Genomic DNA, 18710 nt, shown 5'->3' with positions numbered 1-18710 from the left:
CCCCTCCGCTGTTACCTACATCCTCGCTTGTATCCTTTTTGCTGTTACTTTACTCAATATCACTCACTATTTGCGATTAATTCTGCCGTGCTGAGCTCCGGTGCGATAACGCTATTTGTACACGCAGTGCAGATACGATCTCCGGATATGTTTCTCGCGATTCACTGGCATCGTCCAGCAACAGAATTCCGCCTGCTGATGGAATATCCGGTAACCGTTATCTCTACAGGAGGCTTTCCGCATCAAGACTGCTGCAAGGGATCGTCGGGATATTCAGGGTGGCCGACGTACGGAATTGGCTGCGCTGCCATTTCTGCCACTTGATGATGGGCAATGGAGTTCGGCTGCAGTGTGAGATCGGGGGTCTGTATGGTGTATGGCGATGGAAGCCCCACTCTGCTGGCAGAGTGGGGTATTGCTGGGTGAGGAATAGTCGAGTGAACCGTTAGCGGGGCATCACGCTATCGCTGCCACCCAAGGCGCGATAGATTTTGGCGGTGGTGGTGAGCTGCTCTTTTTGCTGGGCCAGCAGGCTCTGCTGGGCATCCCACAGTCGGTTCTGCTCATCGAGCCAGGCTTGTACGCCGGTTGCTCCCGCCTGGAAGCGGGCCTTGGCCAGCCGCTCGGCCTCCTGGGCATAACTCAGCTGTTCCTGCAGATAATCGAGCCGCTGCTGGCCATAGTGGCGGGCGGCCAGATTGTCTTCCACTTCCACCAGTGCGGTGTAGAGCTGTTTGCGAAACTCGGTTTCGGCGATCTGGTAATCGAGCTCGGAGCTTTCGATGGCGAGCTGGGTACGGTTGTATTCGAGGAAGGGGAGGGCGAGGCTGGCTCCCAGCGTACCGACCGGATTTTGCAGCACCTGCGCCAGTCGATCGGATGCCGTGCTGGCACTGCCGGTCAGGGTCAGGTTGGGGTAGAAGCTGGTGCGGATCTCGTCCCCTTTTGCCAGCGTCTTGCGCAGCCGCAATTCGGCCGCTTTGACGTCGGGGCGGCGGGCCAGCACATCGGCCGGGATACCCACCGCAAGTTCAGGAATGGTCTGGTTTGCAAGGGAAGCGGGTGCATACTCCAGCGGCCCGCTGCTGCGCCCAAGCAGCAGACGCAGAGCGTTGCGAGCCTGCTCCTGCTGCGCCTTGAGGGAGGCCAGCTCGGCCTGTTGGCCTGCCAGTTGCTGGCGTGCCTGCGCCACATCGAGCCGGGTGATGGCGCCAGCCTGGTATTTGGTCCGGGTCAGCTGCTCGGTTCGCGCCAGGTTGGCCAACTGCTGTTCTCCGAGCGCGATGGCAGAGCCGAGATAGCCGAGCTGCCAATACTGCTCCAGGGTATTGCCGATCAGCAGCAGTCGGGTGCTGGCGAGATCCTGCTCGCTTGCCGCCGCCTCCCAACTTGCCTGATCTCGCACCGAGGCGAGCTTGCCCCACAAATCTACTTCGTAACTGAGGCTCAGCGAGGGACCCAGACTGTTGGTGCCTTTGCCGGTTTTCAGATCCTTGTTGCCGCTGGCGCCGATAGTGCCATTGACCGAAGGGGTGAGGTTGGTATCTGCCTGCTCGGCGCCCAGTCGGGCGCTTTTGAGCTTGAGGGCCGCCACACGCATGTCCGGGTTGGCGGCCAGTACCGATTCGACCAGTTTGTCGAGCCGGGGATCATGAAATTCCCGCCACCAGGGGCCAGCCTGCGCAGCCAGTCGGGCGCCGTCTGCCTGTTGCCATGTGGGGGCAAGCCCCAGCTCGGGTCTTTGATAGGTGCTGTGCTGACTGCAGCCGCTGAGGGCCATACAGAGAGCCAGCCAGGAGAGTTTGTGCATTGTTATTCCCTCGCCAGTGCGACAACAGGGTCGAGCCGCGCCGCATTGCGTGCCGGCAGGTAACCAAACAGGATCCCGATGAGTGACGAGCAGCCAAAGGCCATCAGGATGGAGAAGAGCGAGAACTGCATCTTGATGGAGTCCACCAGCAGTGAAAAGAGTGCGCCAATGCCAAGAGAGAGGCCGACGCCGAAGATCCCCCCCAGCAGGCTGACCATCACGGCTTCAATCAGAAATTGCTGCAGGATGTCCGACTGGCGGGCGCCCACGGCCATGCGAATGCCGATCTCGCGGGTGCGCTCCACCACCGACACCAGCATGATGTTCATCACGCCCACCCCGCCGACGATCAGCGAGATCACCGCGATGGCCGAGACCATCAGAGTCATGGTGGCGGTGGTTTTCTCCACCGACTTGATGATGCTGTCGCTGCTGAAGGTGAAGAAATCCTTCACCCCGTGGCGTTGGGTGATCAGCTCGATCACCGCCTGCTCGGCCAGTGCCGGTTGTACTCCGTCCTTGACCCGGATGGTGATCTGGCTGAAGTGGTGCTGCGAGATGAGGCGACTCATCACCGCGCTGTAGGGCAGCCAGATATTGACCGACTGGCTGGTGGGACCGAAGCCGGTCTCCTGCGAGACCACCCCGACAATACGCACCGGCAGGGTGCCGACCAGTACCACCTTGCCGACCGGATCATCCTTGCCAAGCAGGCTGGTAATACTCTTCTTGTCCACCACGGCGACGGCGGCACGCTGCTGGATATCTTGCCATTCCAGTAAGCGACCACTGACCAGCGTCATCCCCTTCACCTTGAAATAGTCGTTACCGACCCCGGTCACGTTGCCGCTGTTGGTCTTGTTGCGATAGCGCAACTGGCCGGAGCTGCCAATCTCGGGGCTGGCGCCCGCAAGATAGGGTTGCCCCAGCAGGGCATCGAGATCCCCCTTGTTGAGAGTCTGGATGCTGGCCATCTTCTCATCGCCCCACCCCTTGCCCGGGAAGATTTCGATGGTGTTGGTGCCCATTGCATTGATCTGGTCGATCACCTTGGCGCGGGCCCCCTGACCAAGGGCGACCACGCTCACCACGGCGGCGATGCCGATGATGATGCCGAGCATGGTGAGGAAGGTGCGCATTCGGTGGGCGAGCATGGCATGGATCGCCATGCGTCCCGCTTCCCGATAGCGATCCCAGTCGTGGCCCATGGCGCCTTTATTGGGTGCGATGTTGGTGGTTGGGGCCAGCACGGCCGTTTGGCGCGTGCCGCTATCTTGCTCTACCCGACCATCCTTGAGGGTGATGATCCGGTCGGCATGGCTGGCCACGTCCATATCGTGGGTGACCAGAATGATGGTGTGACCCTGAGCGTGCAGCTCCTTGAGGATCGCCATCACCTCCTTGCCGCTCTGGCTATCCAGCGCGCCGGTCGGTTCATCGGCGAGGATCACCTCGCCGCCGTTGGCCAGTGCCCGGGCGATACTGACCCGCTGCTGCTGACCGCCGGAGAGCTGACCCGGGTTATGGTGGCTGCGATCGCGCAGTCCCAGTCTGTCTAGCAGCTGGCGCGCACGCGCTTGGCGATCCGGGCGGTTGGTGCCGGCATAGACGGCGGGGATCTCCACGTTGGCGGCGGCATCGAGATGGGGCAGCAGGTGGTAGCGCTGAAAGATAAAGCCGAAGTGGTGGCAGCGAAGCCGGGCCAGCGCCAACGCATCCATGGTGGCGGTGTCCTGACCGCGAAACAGATACTGACCGCTGCTCGGGCTATCCAGACAACCCAGCAGGTTCATCAGGGTCGACTTGCCGGAGCCGGACGCGCCGACAATGGCGATCATCTCTCCTGCCGCGATAGTGAGGTCAAGAGGGTGGAGCACGGTGACCTCGCTGTCGCCGCTCTGATAGCGTCGCTCGACCCCTTTCAGCTGGATCAACGGCAGCTGGCTCAGGGGCTCACTCATAGCATCACCGCCATATCATCATTGGCGGCGGGGGCGCCGTGATTGAGCTGCACCTCCTCCTTCTCGGTCAGCCCGCTGATCACCTCAATGCGGATCTCGTCCTTCATGCCGGTCTTGATGGTACGGGTCTCGCTCTGATCGCCCTCCTTGACCAGGGTCACCTCATACTCGTTGTCGGCCAGCTGCTTGCCAAGGGCGGTCTGCGGCACAGTGAGTACCTGCTTGCGCTCGCCGAGCACTATGGTCACCTGGGTGGTCATTGCCACCCGCAGGGTATGGCCGGGATTGGGCACATCGAACAGGGCGTAGTAGTAGACAGCCGCATTGTTGGTGGTGGTGCCGGTAGCGGCCTGATCGTTGATGTTGGTAGGCGCTAACTCCACGGCGCGCAGCGTGCCCTGATAGCGGGTATCCGGATCGCCAATCAGGGTGAAGTAGACCGGCATGCCGGCGTTGACCTTGGTGACATCGGCTTCGGAGATCTGCGCCTTGACCGTCATGGTCTCGAGGTTGGCCAGCTTGAGCACGGTCGGCACCGTCTGGCTGGCAGCCAGAGTCTGGCCCTGACGGGTCACAATGCTGATGACGGTGCCATCCATCGGCGCCAGGATCTTGGTGTAGCCTAGCTCGGTTCTGGCCCGATCAACCTTGATCAGGGCGCTGTCGATATTGGCCTGACTGTTTTGCAGTTCGGCGCGGGTGACGGCCAGCAGTGCCTCAGCGCTCTCCAGATCGGCCCGTGAACTCGCCTCCTGCTTGAACATCTGTTGCTGGCGCCGCCAAGCGAGCTCGTTTTGTTTGAGTTGCGCCTGCTTGATCTTGAGCTGTGCGCGGTTGCTGGCAAGCTCCGCCTCGGCCGTCTTGAGGTTGTTCTGGGCAATCAGGGGATCGATCTCGGCCAGCAGGTCTCCCTGCTTGACCTGATCACCGGCCTCGACGGCCAGCTTGGTAACCTGACCGGAAACCTGGGCACCCACATCCACCTGCTCAACAGCCTGCAGCACGCCACTGGCCAGCACGGTCTGGGCAATATCCTCGCGGGTCACCTGAGCGGTCAGCATCGCCTTGGGGGGTTGACTGGGCCAGAGCAGCCAGCCGAGGAGCACCACGGCGATCAGAATGGTGATGGCCAGGGTTCTCTGCTTGGGGGTTATGTTCATCGATCACCTGAATGGAAACGGAAAAGGGTTGTGCGCGGCGATTATCCTGCAGCAAAGCCCTGATAAATAACAGCCGCAAATATGTAAGCAAAGTTATGGGGTTAACTGTCAATAAGTAGGCAAAGGGATATGCGGGAGGCAAGAGGGATGAGCGAGATGGTTAGCAAAACAGGGCGGGGAGTGCTGCTGGCAGTGGTGATGAAAAAAGCCCTGCGCAGAGGCAGGGCTTTGGAATGTGTTATGGGGAGTGAGGATCAGGCCTTGGCCAGCAGATCCATCACCCAGGGCAGACCCTGCTTCTTGCGGCTAACAAAGCCCGGGTGGTAGCTGGATTCTGCCGGTACTTTCGGGTGCGCAGTAAAGTAGATGCGGCTGGCGGCAGCCGTCAGGTCAGTCACCATCAGTACGAAGAAGTCGAGCCCTTCGCTCGCCACGCGCTGGACCATCTCCTGCTGCAGCGCCGGCAGTTGCTCGGCAAGCTGCTGCTCACTGCCCACTTCGATCTGGCTCATGATGAAGTTGTAACCTTCCGCCTGGAACGCTTTCTCATCCTGCTGCAGCAGTTGAGCCGGGGTCAGGCCGCTCAGGTCGGTTTTTGCCATCAGCAGCTGTTGGCCGAACTCGGCCAGTGAGACCTCGGCCAGCGGCGCCAGACGCTCACAAGCGATCTTGTCCTGCTCGGTGGTGGTCGGCGAGGTGAGACAGAGGGTGTCGCTCATGATGGCACCCAGCATCAGGCGAGCCTGGCTGCGGGTCACGGTACCTTGCTGGCTCAACAGATCGAAGGCGATGGTGCAGGTGCAGCCGACGGCACGGATCCAGGCATCCAGTGGAGACTGGGTGACCAGGGTGCCGAGACGGTGGTGATCCACCAGACCCAGTACATTGGCTTGTGCCAGTGTGGCGGGGCCCTGTTCCAGATCACTGAAATCCACCAGCCAGACATCTTCACCGGTCAGATCTTTGGTCAGCAACTCGGGTTCGCTGACGCCAGCCTGCTCCAGAATAAAACGGGTTTCGGTGCGCAGGTCACCCAGACGCCATGGGGTGGCCTGACGGCCCTGGCCATTGAGCCAGTCGGTGATAACCAGCGCACTGCAGATACTGTCGCTATCAGGATTCTTGTGACCAAAAACGTGGATCATAGACAAAGCCTCACAATTGGATACCCATAAAGGGGGGCAACACTATGCGAAATCCGCTGCATGAAGGCAACCGGATCCGCGCCCATGTTGCTGCCAGCTTCGCCTAACTCGCTATTTTATTGATCTGGGTCGGTAATCCTGACGCGAGTTCGGTTCTCACTATTGGCTATTGGCTATTGGCTATTGGCTATTGGCTATTGGCTATTGGCTATTGGCTATTGGCTATTGCTGACTGCGAGGGCAATGGCGTTCGCTTGTGCCAGCGCCGTCAGCATGTTTGGTCAGCCCTATCAGTCGCCATCTCTGCAAATCTGCCTTATCACCTGATTCAGCGGCGCAGCAGCTCGCGGGCATTGGCCAGGGTGTTGTCTGTGATCTGGTCGCCACCGAGCAGCCGTGCCAGCTCATTGAGACGGGCGGTCTCATCAAGGGCGCTCATTTGGGTTTCGGTGGTTTTGCCGTCGGTATGCTTGCTCACCACCATATGCTGGTGGCCGTTGCCTGCCACCTGCGGCAAGTGAGTGACCACCATCACCTGAGTGGACTCCCCGAGCTGGCGCAGCAGGCGACCTACCACGGCGGCAGTCGGGCCGCTGATCCCCACATCCACCTCATCGAAAATCAGGGTTGGGGTGGAGATCTTGCGGGCACTGATCACCACGATGGCAAGGCTGATACGCGACAGTTCACCCCCTGACGCTACCTTGCCAAGTGGCTGAATGGGTTGGCCCGGGTTGGTGGTGACCATGAATTCCACCCGATCTATACCCAGTGGGGAGAGGCTGCTCTGGGCATCGGGGCGTACCTCGATGGCAAAACGGCCATCGGGCATTGCCAACTCGTGCATGCTGCTAGTTACCTTGGCGCCCAGCTCCTGGGCGTAACGCTGACGGCTCTGGCTCAGGGCTTCGGCAGCCTGGACAAAAGCCTGACGGGCCTCGGCCAGCTCATCTTCCATCCCCTCTAACCGCTCCTCGTCGGAGTTGAGGCGGGCGAGATCGGAGGCCAGCTCCTGATGGTGCTGGGCCAGATCTGCTGGTTTGACGTGGTGCTTGCGGGCCAGATTGATCGCCTTGGAGAGGCGGGCTTCCAGCTCATTGAAGCGTTCGGGATCCAGCTCCAGCTGATCGAGGTAGCTGCGCAGCTCGCTGTGGCTCTCCTGCACCCCGATCAGGGCTTCGTTCAGCATCTCCAGTACCGGGGTGAGGCGGCTGTCCATGGCGACCAGTCCTTCGGCTCTGTCTACTGCCACTTGCAGCAGACCGGCGATGGTGGTCTCTTCATTGTCATAGAGCAGATCGAGGCAGGCGCCGCACTCTTGCATCAAATCAGTGCCGTTGGCGAGACGCTGGTGCTCCTCTTCTATCTGCTCGAACTCCCCCGGCTGCAGGGCAAATTCATCGAGCTCCTGCACCTGATATTCGATGAGCTGGCGGCGGGCTTCCCGCTGTTGCTGCTCGGCCTTGAGCCGGTTCAGCTCGTTTTGCAGCTGGCGCCACAGTTGATAATGCTGGCGCACTTCATTGAGCAGCAGATGGTGACCGGCATAACCGTCGAGCAGGGCGAGCTGGTAATCAGGCTTGAGCAGCATCTGATGAGCATGCTGGCCATGGACGTTGACCAGTTGTTGGCCCAGATTTTTGAGCTGGGTGAGGGGGACGGGCACGCCATTGATATAGCTGCGCGAGCGCCCTTCGGCGGAGATGACTCGCCGCACGATACACTCACCTTCGTTTTCCAGTTCGTTGGTGGCTAGCCAGGCGCGGGCGGCCGGGTTGTTGTCCAGCAGGAAGCGGGCGCTGACCTCGCTTTTGTCGCTATCGGGTCGCACCATGCCCGCTTCGGCTCGTTCCCCGAGACAGAGACCAAGGGCGTCGATGGCGATGGATTTACCGGCACCAGTCTCACCTGTGATGCAGGTCATGCCCGGTTGCAGATCGAGTTCGAGAAACTTGACGATGGCGAAGTTGTTGACGGTCAGCTGGGTCAGCATGGTCTCATCCTGTATAGGTCAACTTTACTGTGTATGCATACAGTATATACTGGTCTTATATACAGTAAAGAGGGGGCCGCCATTTTTAACGATAACGGGCCACCAGAGTGGTGACCCGCACGGGATAGTGAGGAGAGATCCGCGAAGAGAGACGCGGGGGATCAGTGGAAGGCCGACATCAGATCTGGATGGGCGGCAATCACCTCATCCAGCGCCTGCTCCAGTCGACTACCGCTGGTGATGAGCGGGTTGAGCACCAGGGCGCGCCAGGCGGTATGGCGGTTGCCGGTGATGGCTGCTTCGATGGTGAGCTGTTCGAACTCCTTCATCAACTGCAGTAGCCGCAGGGTGTCTTGCGGGAAAGGGGCCACGTTGAGCGCAAGCGGGCCCGACTTGGTGATGAGGGCGCTGACCTCCACGGCGCACTCGTCCGGCAGACCGTTGATAGCGCCGTTGTTGCGGGTGTTGACGTGCATGATGATGCGCTTGTCGTTGTGGATGGCGCTCATCAGTTCGCACGCTGCTTCTGAATAGTACTGGCCGCCGCGTCCTTCCAGCGCCTTCGGTTTCTCGGCGAGATCCGGGTTGCGATAGAGATCGAACAGCTGCTGTTCGATGGCCTTGACCACTTCGCCTCGGGTTCCTTCGCCACTGGCCTCACCGAGCTCCTGCTTGAGGATATCGTCGCTCATGTAGTAGTAGCGCAGATAAGCACAGGGGATCATGCCCAGATTGGCCAGCAGATCTTTGGGCCAGGCAAAGGGGGGAATATTGCGCGGTACCAGCGGATCGGGCCCTTGCGCGAGCCGGGCGATCACCTCGCTGAGTTTATCCTTGCCCTGATGCTGGATCTGGCGCACGAAGATAAAGTGGTTGAGTCCCGCCACCTGCATGATGAACTCCTGCTCATCGCGGCTCTCCAGCAGGGTGGCGACCCCTTTTTGCATGATCACAGGTACGTTGCAAAGCCCTACCGCCTTGATCTTGCTGTGGCGCAACACGGCTTCGGTCACCATGCCTGACGGATTGGTGAAGTTGAGCAGCCAGGCATCGGGGCAGAGACGCTCCATGTCGGCGGCGATCTGCAGGGCGATGGGGATTGTCCGGCAGGCGTTGGCAAAGCCGCCAAGTCCGTTGGTCTCTTGTCCAATGAGTCCATATTTCAACGAGATCCGCTCATCGCTGATGCGGGCTTCCAGACAACCGGCGCGAAACTGGGAGCAGACGTAGTCGGCGCCGCGCAGTGCCTCTTCCCGCTCCAGCCGGGTTTCAACCCTGACCGCCAGCCCGGCCTTGGCCAGCATACGGCGGGTAAGGGCGGCGATGATCTCCATCTTCTCGCGGCCATCGTCGATGTCGACCAGCCAGAGTTCGCGCAGCGGCAGCTCGTGCTGACGCTGGATCAATCCCTCGATCAGCTCCGGGGTATAGCTGGAGCCTGCACCGATGACCACAATCTTGAGTCCGTTTTTCATTGTCCACCTCATGAACAGGGATAGGGTTTGATCCTATTAAAGAGGCGCTGTGGCGGGCAGACAAACGAAAAAAGGGGCGGTATGGATTAGCCTGTTTAATCCATGAGAGTGAATGGCATACTAATGGCCTGCACCGCAACGCGCGTCATCACGAGGTTATCCATGCTGGTACAACAGAATACCCTGGCCCTGCTGCACACCTTCGAGAGCACGGCCCGTCACCTCAGCTTTACTCGCGCTGCCGAGGAGATGAACCTCACTCAGGGGGCCATCAGCCACCGCATTCGCCATCTGGAAGGGCTGTTGGGTTTTCGCCTGTTTATTCGCCTGACTCGTAAGCTCGAATTGACGGAGGAGGGGACGCGACTGCTGGCAACCCTGAGCCACTCCCTGCGCCAGATCAACGAGGAGATTGAAGATATCCGGGCCCAAGATCTGCGAGGGACGCTCCATGTGGGGGTTGCACCGACGCTGGGGCTCAACTGGTTGATGCCAAGGTTACCCCGCTTCCAGCAGCGCTGGCCCGGGCTGAACGTGATGATGCGGGTTCGGGCGGGGGCGGTGGATTTCAACGAGGAGCGGGTGGATCTGGCGATCTATTACGGCGCGACTCGCTGCAGTGATCTGCACCGGGAGTTGTTGATGGAGGAGCGTCTGCTGCCGGTCTGCTCCCCCGCCTATGCCGAGCGGCTGGGGTTGCTGGCGGATCCGTCCCGGCTGGTGGATGCCTGTTTTATTCATGCCTCCGAATCGACCGATGTACAGCAGATCTTCTCTGAGTGGCGTCTTTGGTGTGATGGCGTTGGCATGACATTGCCCTATGAACAGCGTCACTACGGCTTCAATCACTATCAGATGGCCCTGCAAGCGGCGCAAGGTGGCATGGGCGTCGCGATGGGGCGGGAGGTGCTGGTGCGTAACTTGCTGGAGCAGGGCGCGCTGGTAGCGGTAGGGGGCCCGGCGGTGACAGCCGGGCGTAATTACGAGTTGATCTCGCCGCGGGAGAACCGTGAGCGGCCACGTTTTCGCGCCTTTAGCGACTGGCTGCGCAGCGAGGTGGCGCTCAGCCAGCTTGGCAGTGATCCTGTCCTTTAAAACAGCTTGCTGCCCCAGCCGAGCTTGTTGCGCAGCACGTGGAAGTAGCTGTAGTCGAGCGGATGCACCAGATGAAGCTGGTGGTGGCTCTTCTTGATGAGGATCTCGTCCCCTGGGTGGACCGCCAGGGTCACCTGACCGTCACAGCTCACCTGCATGGCATCGTCCTGATTGTCTGGCGAGACCAGCAGGCGCACTTCGCTGTCGGCATCCAGCACTATGGGGCGGCTGCTCAGGGTGTGCGGGAACATCGGCACCAGCGTGATGGCGTTGAGCTTGGGGGTGAGGATGGGGCCGCCCGCTGACAGCGAGTAAGCGGTGGAGCCGGTGGGGGTGGCCACTATGATGCCGTCCGAGCGCTGGCTATACATAAAGCTGCCATCGATATAGACCTCGAACTCGATCATGTGGGCTATCTTGCCCGGGTGCAGCACGGCTTCGTTGACCGCCAGATTGCTCGACTTGCGCTCGCCGTGGCGATAGACCGAGGCCTCCAGCAGGAAGCGATGTTCGCTCTTGTAGTGGCCGGAGAGCACCTGCTCCAGCGGCAGCAGATAATCCTGCGGCGAGAGGTCGGTCAGAAAGCCGAGGTTGCCCCGGTTGACCCCGATCACCGCCACATCAAAGCGCGACAGCACCCGTGCCGCCCCCAACATGTTGCCGTCACCGCCGACCACTATGGCGAGATCGGCCTGCTGGCCCAGCTGTACCAGATCCATCACGTTTTCATCGAGGATGCTCAGGGTCTGGGCGACCCGGCTCTCCACCAGTACCCGAAAGCCGCGAGCGGTCAGGTATTGATGCAGGCCGGTCAGCGTCTGGTTGGCCCCCTCATGGTGGGGTTTGCCAATCAGGGCGATGGTTTTGAACGGAGAATCCATAGTCTGTCAGGTCTGGGATGGGTATTGCGGGCCAGTATACAGTGCTTTGCCGCGCTTGTGGCGCTCCGGATAGTGCGGTGCCCCTGTCGCCAGTTGGCGAAAGAGTGGTCAGTGACACGGGCAAATAGCCGCTTGCAGCGGTTCAGAAGCCCTGATTGGCCTTTTACCCCTTGAAAGCCGGGGCTGCATCCCCATAATAGCGGCAATGATTGAAGTAACCCTGAATTGGAGATGTCATGAACCACGAAGAGCAAAAGGTTGAAGCGATGGAGCAAGTGGAAGCCCAACCAGTCGAGCCGACCGATGTAGACAGTGAAGTGACAGCCGAACAGGCCCGCATTGCTGAACTCGAAGCGCAACTGGAAGCAGCCCAACAAGCTTCTCTCGAGGAGCGGGAGCGTGCCATTCGCGCCGTCGCCGAGATGGAAAACCATCGTCGCCGTGCTGCACAGGACGTGGAGAAAGCGCATAAGTTCGCGCTGGAGAAGTTCGCAGGCGAGCTGCTGCCAGTGCTGGACAACCTGGAGCGTGCCATCGAGCTGGCCGACAAAGAGAACGAAGCCCTCAAGCCGATGATCGAAGGTGTCGAACTGACCCTGAAATCCATGCAGAGCGGTGTGGCCAAGTTCGGTCTGGTGGCACTGGACCCCACCAATCAGCCGTTTGACCCCAATGCCCATCAGGCGATGAGCATGATCCCGAGTGCCGATGTGGCACCCAATACCGTCATCGCCGTGATGCAAAAAGGCTATGAGCTGAACGGTCGGGTGATCCGTCCTGCCATGGTGATGATCGCCAAAGCGATCGACTGATTGGTTGTGGGTACCCAAGCCCGCCCCGTGGCGGGCTTTTTGTTTATCTGTGCTGCACCCCGTCATCTTGTCCGGCTTTACGGTTCAAAACCGTCGCTCAATCATGATAAAGGGTGTGGTTTTTTAGGGTTAGGGCTTGAAGCTGCGGCTGGCGACCCCATATAGGAAGCAAGGCGCGGCGGCACAAGAAAATTTGATGCCGGGAGCTTGAAAGCCAGATTGGCTGCCCCCACCTAGCCGTTAACGCATTAAGGCGAGTTCCTCGCCAGTTTATTCAAAGTTTTTGGAGATTCGTCAAATGGGTAAAATCATCGGTATTGACCTGGGTACTACCAACTCCTGCGTCGCTATTCTGGATGGCGACACTGCTCGCGTGATCGAGAACGCAGAAGGCGATCGTACTACTCCGTCCATCATTGCCTATGCCGATGATGGCGAGATCCTGGTTGGTCAACCGGCCAAGCGTCAGGCCATCACTAATCCGAAGAACACCCTGTTCGCTATCAAGCGTCTGATCGGTCGTCGTTTTGAAGATGAAGAAGTACAGCGTGACCTGAAAATCATGCCGTATGCCATCGCCAAAGCTGACAACGGCGATGCCTGGGTTGAAGTGAAGGGCAAGAAAATGGCACCGCCGCAGATCTCTGCCGAAGTGCTGAAGAAGATGAAGAAGACCGCTGAAGATTATCTGGGTGAGCCGGTCACTGAAGCCGTTATCACTGTGCCAGCTTACTTCAACGATGCTCAGCGTCAGGCGACCAAAGATGCTGGTCGCATCGCGGGTCTGGATGTAAAACGCATCATCAACGAGCCGACTGCCGCAGCATTTGCCTACGGCGTGAACAAGGTCAAGGGCGAGCGCAAGGTTGCCGTATATGATCTGGGCGGCGGTACTTTCGATATCTCCATCATCGAGATCGATGAAGTGGAAGGCGAGACCACCTTCGAAGTACTGGCGACCAACGGTAACACCCACCTGGGTGGTGAAGACTTCGACAACCGCGTCATCAACTACCTGGTTGACGAGTTCAAGCGTGAGCAAGGCATCGACCTGCGCAACGATCAACTGGCCCTGCAGCGTCTGAAAGACTCCGCAGAAAAAGCCAAGATTGAGCTCTCCTCTGCCCAGCAGACTGATGTCAACCTGCCGTACATCACCGCTGATGCCACCGGTCCCAAGCACATGAACATCAAGGTGACCCGCGCCAAGCTGGAATCCCTGGTAGAAGACATGGTGAAAGACTCTCTGGAGCCAGTGCGCATGGCGCTGAAAGACTCTGGTCTGGCGATTGGTGAGATCGACGACATCATCCTGGTAGGCGGTCAGACCCGTATGCCAATGGTGCAGAAGACCGTATCTGAATTCTTTGGTAAAGAGCCGCGTAAAGACGTTAACCCGGACGAAGCCGTGGCCATGGGTGCTGCCATCCAGGGTGCGGTACTGTCTGGTGAGAAGACCGACGTACTGCTGCTGGACGTGACCCCGCTCTCCCTGGGTATCGAAACCATGGGTAGCGTGATGACTGCGCTGATCGAGAAGAACACCACTATCCCGACCAAGAAATCCCAAGTGTTCTCCACTGCCGAAGACAACCAGTCTGCCGTGACCATTCACGTGCTGCAGGGTGAGCGCAAGCGCGCCAGCGACAACAAGTCACTGGGTCAGTTCAACCTGGAAGGTATCCGTCCGGCACAGCGCGGCCTGCCGCAAATCGAAGTGACCTTCGACATCGATGCCAACGGTATCCTGCACGTCTCTGCCAAAGACAAAGAGACCAACAAAGAGCAGAAGATCACCATCCAGGCCTCTTCCGGTCTGTCTGATGAAGAGATCGAGCGCATGGTTCGCGAAGCCGAAGCCAACGCGGCCGAGGACAAGAAGTTCGAAGAGCTGGTGCAGACTCGCAACCAGGCTGATGGTCTGGTCCACTCGGTACGCAAGCAGATCACCGAAGCCGGTGAAGCCCTGCCTGCTGACGACAAGAGCAAGATTGAAGCCGCGGTGAGCGAGCTGGAAGCCACCCTCAAGGGTGACGACAAGGCTGCCATCGAAGCCAAACAGCAGGCACTGCTGGAAGCATCCCAGAAGCTGATGGAGATTGCTCAGCAGCAAGCTCAGGCTCAACAAGGCGCCGCCGGTGCTGATGCCGGTCAGTCCTCCTCTTCTTCCAAGGCTAACGACGACGTGGTCGACGCCGAGTTCGAAGAAGTGAAAGACGACAAGAAGTAAGCCCTACCCAGATGGGGGAAGTTCGCTTCACCCATCGGCTTAGTCAATGAATTCACGGGCGTTGGGTAACCAACGCCCGTCTGCGTAACTGCTACGAAGCAACAGGATGAGTATGTCGAAGCGCGATTTCTACGAAGTGCTGGGTGTGGCAAAAGATGCCGACGAGCGCGAGATCAAGAAGGCGTACAAACGTCTGGCCATGAAGTATCACCCGGATCGCAATCAGGGTGATGCGGCATCTGAAGAGAAGTTCAAAGAGGTCAAGGAAGCTTACGAGGTCCTGACCGATGGCAACCTGCGTGCCCGTTACGATCAGTATGGCCATGCCGGTGTCGATCCGAGCCAGGGTGGCGGTGGCCACGGTGGTTTTGGTGGCGGCGCTGATTTTGGTGATGCGTTCAGCGATATTTTTGGCGATATCTTTGGTGGTGGCCAACGTGGCGGCGGCCGTCGTGGCCCGGCCCGTGGCTCCGATCTGCGTTACACCATGGAGCTGACCCTCGAAGAGGCGGTGCGCGGGGTCTCCAAGGAGATCAAGGTGCCGACCCTGGTTCACTGTGAAGTCTGTAACGGCTCCGGTGCCCACACCGGTAGCAGTGCCCAGACTTGCCCGACCTGCCACGGCGCCGGTCAGGTGCAGATGCGTCAGGGCTTCTTCGCGGTGCAGCAGGCCTGCCCCCACTGTCACGGTCGCGGCAAGATCATCAAGGATCCGTGCCGCAAGTGCCACGGCGAAGGTCGCTACCAGAAGACCAAGACCCTGTCGGTGAAAATTCCGGCGGGCGTCGACACCGGCGATCGTATCCGTCTCTCCGGCGAAGGGGAAGCAGGCGAAGCGGGCGCAGGGGCTGGGGATCTGTACGTACAGGTGCACGTCAAAGAGCACGAGATCTTCGTGCGTGATGGCAACAACCTCTACTGCGAAGTGCCCATCAGCTTCACCGCTGCTGCGCTGGGTGGCGAGATCGAAGTGCCGACCCTGGATGGCCGGGTCAAGCTCAAGGTGACTCCCGAGACCCAGACCGGCAAGATGTTCCGCATGCGCGGCAAGGGCGTTAAATCTGTGCGCTCCGGCCAGGTTGGCGATCTGATGTGCAAAGTGGTCATTGAGACCCCGGTCAAGCTCAACGAATCCCAAAAAGAGCTGCTGCGCCAGCTGGACGAGTCGTTCAGCGGTGCCGCTGCCAAGACCCACAAGCCGAAATCGGAAGGCTTCTTCGAAGGGGTGAAACGCTTCTTCGACGATCTGACCCGCTGATTTCAGCCACCCGAATAAACAGAGCCGGCCCTGCGCCGGCTCTTTTTTTGCCCGTCATTTAGCCAGGATCCGCGCTATTGAGTGGATCCTGATGAGGGATCCTCCTCACAACTCCCGCCAATTCCTGCTGTACAAATGTTATCCAGCCCACACTGTTGCTGAAACGGTTTAGTTGTCATATTGAGTTAGCTAAAGCGGTTTAGCTATGCTCTGGCTGTCGATAACAACAGCGCCCGTTCGGGCCACAGATGACAGGTGAGGAAGATGATGATGTTCAAGAGCAAGTTGGCGCTGGCGGTAGCGCTGGGATTGGGGATGATCAGCCCGCTGTGGGCGGCGCAGGCGAGTGTCGGAGGGGAGAGTGTCGAAGAGGAGCGTGTCGAAGCCAGACTGGCGGCGCTGGAGGCGCGGGTGCAGGCGGCCGAAGCGAGAGCCGAGGCGGCAGAGAGCCGTGCCAGTCAGGCGGAAGTGAAGGCGAGCGCCGCCAGCGAGCAGGCGCAGGTGGCCGACAGTCGCAGCCAGAAGGTGGATGAGAAGACCGCAGGCGCCCAGGGTTTCGAGTTTCATGGTTACGCTCGCTCGGGCCTGCTGGTCAACAGCAATGGCAACGGCGGGCGCGGCGGCCCCTACCTCACCCCAGCCGGTTCGGTGGGCGGGGCAGTGGGTCGCCTTGGTAACGAGGATGACACCTACATGGAGGCCAACTTGCTGAAAACCCAGACCTTCGAGGATGGCAGCTGGGCCCGCTACAAGCTGATGCTGGCAGACGGGGTGGAGACCAGCAACGACTGGACCGCCAGTGATTCGAGCCTCAATACCCGTCAGGTGTTTGCCGAGATCGGCAATCTGGCGAGCTTCGATGGCCCCTTCAAGAACGCGGTGCTGTGGGCGGGCAAGCGCTTTGACCGCGACAACTTCGATATCCACTGGCTCGATTCCGACGTGGTGTTCCTGGCCGGTACTGGCGGTGGCGTCTACGATGTGCAGCTGGCCGACAGCTGGAAGGCCAACTTCTCCCTCTATGGCCGCGATTACGGCGACATCAGCGCCAGCGGTCTCTCCGATATCGAGAGCTACATCCTCACCATGAACAACCGCGTCGGTAACTGGCAGTGGATGGTGAACGGTCTCTCGGCCAAGGACAATGACGCCCGCATCAATGACAAAGGGGCGGGCAGCGAGGCGGCGGATAAGGGGGCACACACCCTGCTGGCCTACCACGGCGAGAGCTTCTTTGGCATCAACCCCGGTTTTGCCAAGGCGGCAGTGCTGTACGGTCATGGGCTGGGGGCCGAGCTCAAGGGGCTGGGCTCTGACAGCGAGCTGCTGCCGGATGCCGATGCGGTGCGGGTCGCCGTGTTTGGCGCCACCGATCTCAACTCGCGCTGGCGTTTTGCCCCGGCCCTGCTGGCCGAGCAGAGTCAGGATCGCTACGTGAAAGGGGACGAGTACCGCTGGCTTACCTTCAATACCCGGGTGGCCCAGGTGCTGAGCCAGAACGTCGAGCTGGTCTACGAGGCGGCCTGGCAGTACATGGATCTCGATCCCAAGGGCTACAAGGGACGCCAAGCGGTGAATGGCAACTTCACCAAGCTCACCTTCGCCCCCACCTTCAAGGCGCAGACCGCCGGTTTCTTCGAGCGGCCCGAGCTGCGGGTGTTCGCCAGTTGGATGGATTGGTCATCGGAGCTCGACAACTACGCCAGCGACGATGCCATGGGCCAGAGCAATTTCACCGCCGGTGGCGAGTGGAACTTTGGCGTACAGATGGAAACCTGGTTCTAGTTCGTTATCCCGATCACAAAAATGGCAGCCAGTGCGGAGATCTGTTGGTTGGCTAAAACGGTTTAGCTGATAATGCCAGCCAACAGAACAGAGTCTGGGTTTGACCGTGGATCCGATGCAGCAGTGGAGTAGCAAGGTGACGAATCGTGTGTGGGTAATGGGGGATGCGGTGGTGGATTTGATCCCGGAAGGGGCGTTGCACTACCTCAGGTGTCCGGGTGGCGCGCCCGCCAATGTGGCGGTTGGCGTGGCACGGCTGGGTGGCGATGCGGCCTTTATCGGCCGGGTCGGCGCCGATCCGTTCGGCCGCTTTATGGCCGAGACCTTGAGCGGGGAGGGGGTGGATATCGCCGCGCTGCGGTTTGATCCAGACCATCGCACCTCTACCGTGCTGGTGGCACTGGATGATGAGGGGGAGCGCAGCTTCACCTTTATGGTGCGCCCCAGTGCCGACCAGTTTCTCACCCCCGATGAGTTGCCCCGCTTCGATGTCGGTCAGTGGTTGCTCACCTGTTCCATCGCGCTCGCCAACGAGCCGGTGCGCGGCAGTTGCCTGCAGGCCATGGCAGCCATCAAGACGGCTGGTGGGCGGGTCTGCTTCGACCCCAACCTGCGCCCCGAGGTGTGGGGCAACCCCGCCGAGATGCTGCCGCTGGTGCATCAGGCCATCGCGCAGGCGGATGTGGTCAAGCTATCCATCGAGGAGCTGCAGCTACTGAGCGGCGAGGATGAGTTGGTTGCCGGGCTCGCGACGCTCTCGGGCCCGGCGTTGGTGCTGGTGACCCGGGGCGCGGCCGGTGTGGTGGCGCGTCTCGATGGCGAGCTGCTGGAGTGGGTGGGGCAGAAAGTGACCCCACTCGACACCACAGGGGCGGGGGATGCCTTCGTCGCCGGGCTGCTGGCGGCGTTGGCCGGGCGTTCGTCGCTGCCCAATCTGGCTGAGCTGCCCGCCATTCTGGCTCAGGCCCACGGCTGCGGGGCGCTCGCCACCACCGCCAAGGGGGCGATGACGGCGCTGCCGACCCGCACCGAACTGGATGCCTTTTTGCGATCAGGCGCAAGCGGCTGTTGATCTGCGGCTAGAAGCCCGGCTCGACAGCCCCTA

Annotated in this window: 13 protein-coding genes; 6 read left to right on the top strand and 7 right to left on the bottom strand. The window is 60.2% G+C overall.

The window, feature by feature from the left end:
* Nucleotides 1-445: 445 nt before the first annotated feature.
* The 6 genes from CK911_RS10380 to CK911_RS10355 all read right to left on the bottom strand — a co-directional run bounded on the left by CK911_RS10380 (nt 446) and on the right by CK911_RS10355 (nt 9544).
* Entirely contained in the window at nt 446-1810 is a 1365-nt protein-coding gene (locus CK911_RS10380) for an efflux transporter outer membrane subunit (RefSeq protein ID WP_098969869.1), read from the bottom strand.
* A 2-nt stretch (nt 1811-1812) separates the two neighbouring features.
* Complete coding sequence (locus CK911_RS10375; RefSeq protein WP_098969868.1) at nt 1813-3771, bottom strand: MacB family efflux pump subunit; 1959 nt, start codon at nt 3769-3771, stop codon at nt 1813-1815.
* Entirely contained in the window at nt 3768-4931 is a 1164-nt protein-coding gene (locus tag CK911_RS10370) for an efflux RND transporter periplasmic adaptor subunit (protein ID WP_098969867.1), read from the bottom strand. Before CK911_RS10370 ends, CK911_RS10375 begins: the two co-directional genes overlap by 4 nt.
* Nucleotides 4932-5185: 254 nt before the next feature.
* The gene (locus CK911_RS10365) at nt 5186-6076 is read right to left on the bottom strand and encodes a manganese-dependent inorganic pyrophosphatase (protein ID WP_068976648.1); all 891 of its coding nucleotides are present in this window, start codon (nt 6074-6076) and stop codon (nt 5186-5188) included.
* 328 nt (nt 6077-6404) lie between these two features.
* The gene (gene recN, locus CK911_RS10360; protein WP_098969866.1) at nt 6405-8069 is read right to left on the bottom strand and encodes a DNA repair protein RecN; all 1665 of its coding nucleotides are present in this window, start codon (nt 8067-8069) and stop codon (nt 6405-6407) included.
* A 161-nt stretch (nt 8070-8230) separates the two neighbouring features.
* Nucleotides 8231-9544 (bottom strand): 6-phospho-beta-glucosidase, encoded by a 1314-nt coding sequence (locus CK911_RS10355; RefSeq protein ID WP_098969865.1) that lies wholly within the window; start codon nt 9542-9544, stop codon nt 8231-8233.
* A 162-nt stretch (nt 9545-9706) separates the two neighbouring features.
* Here CK911_RS10355 and CK911_RS10350 point away from each other — a divergent pair, with 162 nt between their 5' ends.
* Entirely contained in the window at nt 9707-10639 is a 933-nt protein-coding gene (locus tag CK911_RS10350; protein WP_098969864.1) for a LysR substrate-binding domain-containing protein, read from the top strand.
* Here CK911_RS10350 and nadK read toward each other — a convergent pair.
* Nucleotides 10636-11520 (bottom strand): NAD(+) kinase, encoded by an 885-nt coding sequence (gene nadK, locus CK911_RS10345; RefSeq protein ID WP_042018657.1) that lies wholly within the window; start codon nt 11518-11520, stop codon nt 10636-10638. The genes CK911_RS10350 and nadK overlap by 4 nt on opposite strands.
* Nucleotides 11521-11756: 236 nt before the next feature.
* Here nadK and grpE point away from each other — a divergent pair, with 236 nt between their 5' ends.
* The 5 genes from grpE (at nt 11757) to CK911_RS10320 (ending at nt 18677) form a co-directional block, all read left to right on the top strand.
* Nucleotides 11757-12332 (top strand): nucleotide exchange factor GrpE, encoded by a 576-nt coding sequence (gene grpE / locus CK911_RS10340; protein ID WP_042018658.1) that lies wholly within the window; start codon nt 11757-11759, stop codon nt 12330-12332.
* A 298-nt stretch (nt 12333-12630) separates the two neighbouring features.
* The gene (gene dnaK, locus CK911_RS10335) at nt 12631-14562 is read left to right on the top strand and encodes a molecular chaperone DnaK (protein ID WP_042018660.1); all 1932 of its coding nucleotides are present in this window, start codon (nt 12631-12633) and stop codon (nt 14560-14562) included.
* A 112-nt stretch (nt 14563-14674) separates the two neighbouring features.
* Complete coding sequence (gene dnaJ, locus CK911_RS10330; RefSeq protein ID WP_042018662.1) at nt 14675-15820, top strand: molecular chaperone DnaJ; 1146 nt, start codon at nt 14675-14677, stop codon at nt 15818-15820.
* 264 nt (nt 15821-16084) lie between these two features.
* A complete protein-coding gene (locus tag CK911_RS10325) occupies nt 16085-17605 on the top strand; it encodes a carbohydrate porin (RefSeq protein ID WP_098969863.1) in 1521 nt (506 codons plus the stop codon).
* A 115-nt stretch (nt 17606-17720) separates the two neighbouring features.
* Nucleotides 17721-18677: an aminoimidazole riboside kinase gene (locus CK911_RS10320; RefSeq protein ID WP_098972591.1), complete on the top strand. Its 957-nt coding sequence runs from the start codon at nt 17721-17723 to the stop codon at nt 18675-18677.
* Nucleotides 18678-18710 lie beyond the last annotated feature (33 nt).

This window comes from Aeromonas sp. CU5 (genome assembly GCF_002586745.1).
Lineage (GTDB): Bacteria > Pseudomonadota > Gammaproteobacteria > Enterobacterales > Aeromonadaceae > Aeromonas > Aeromonas sobria.
This window is presented reverse-complemented; position numbering and strand designations above follow the sequence as displayed.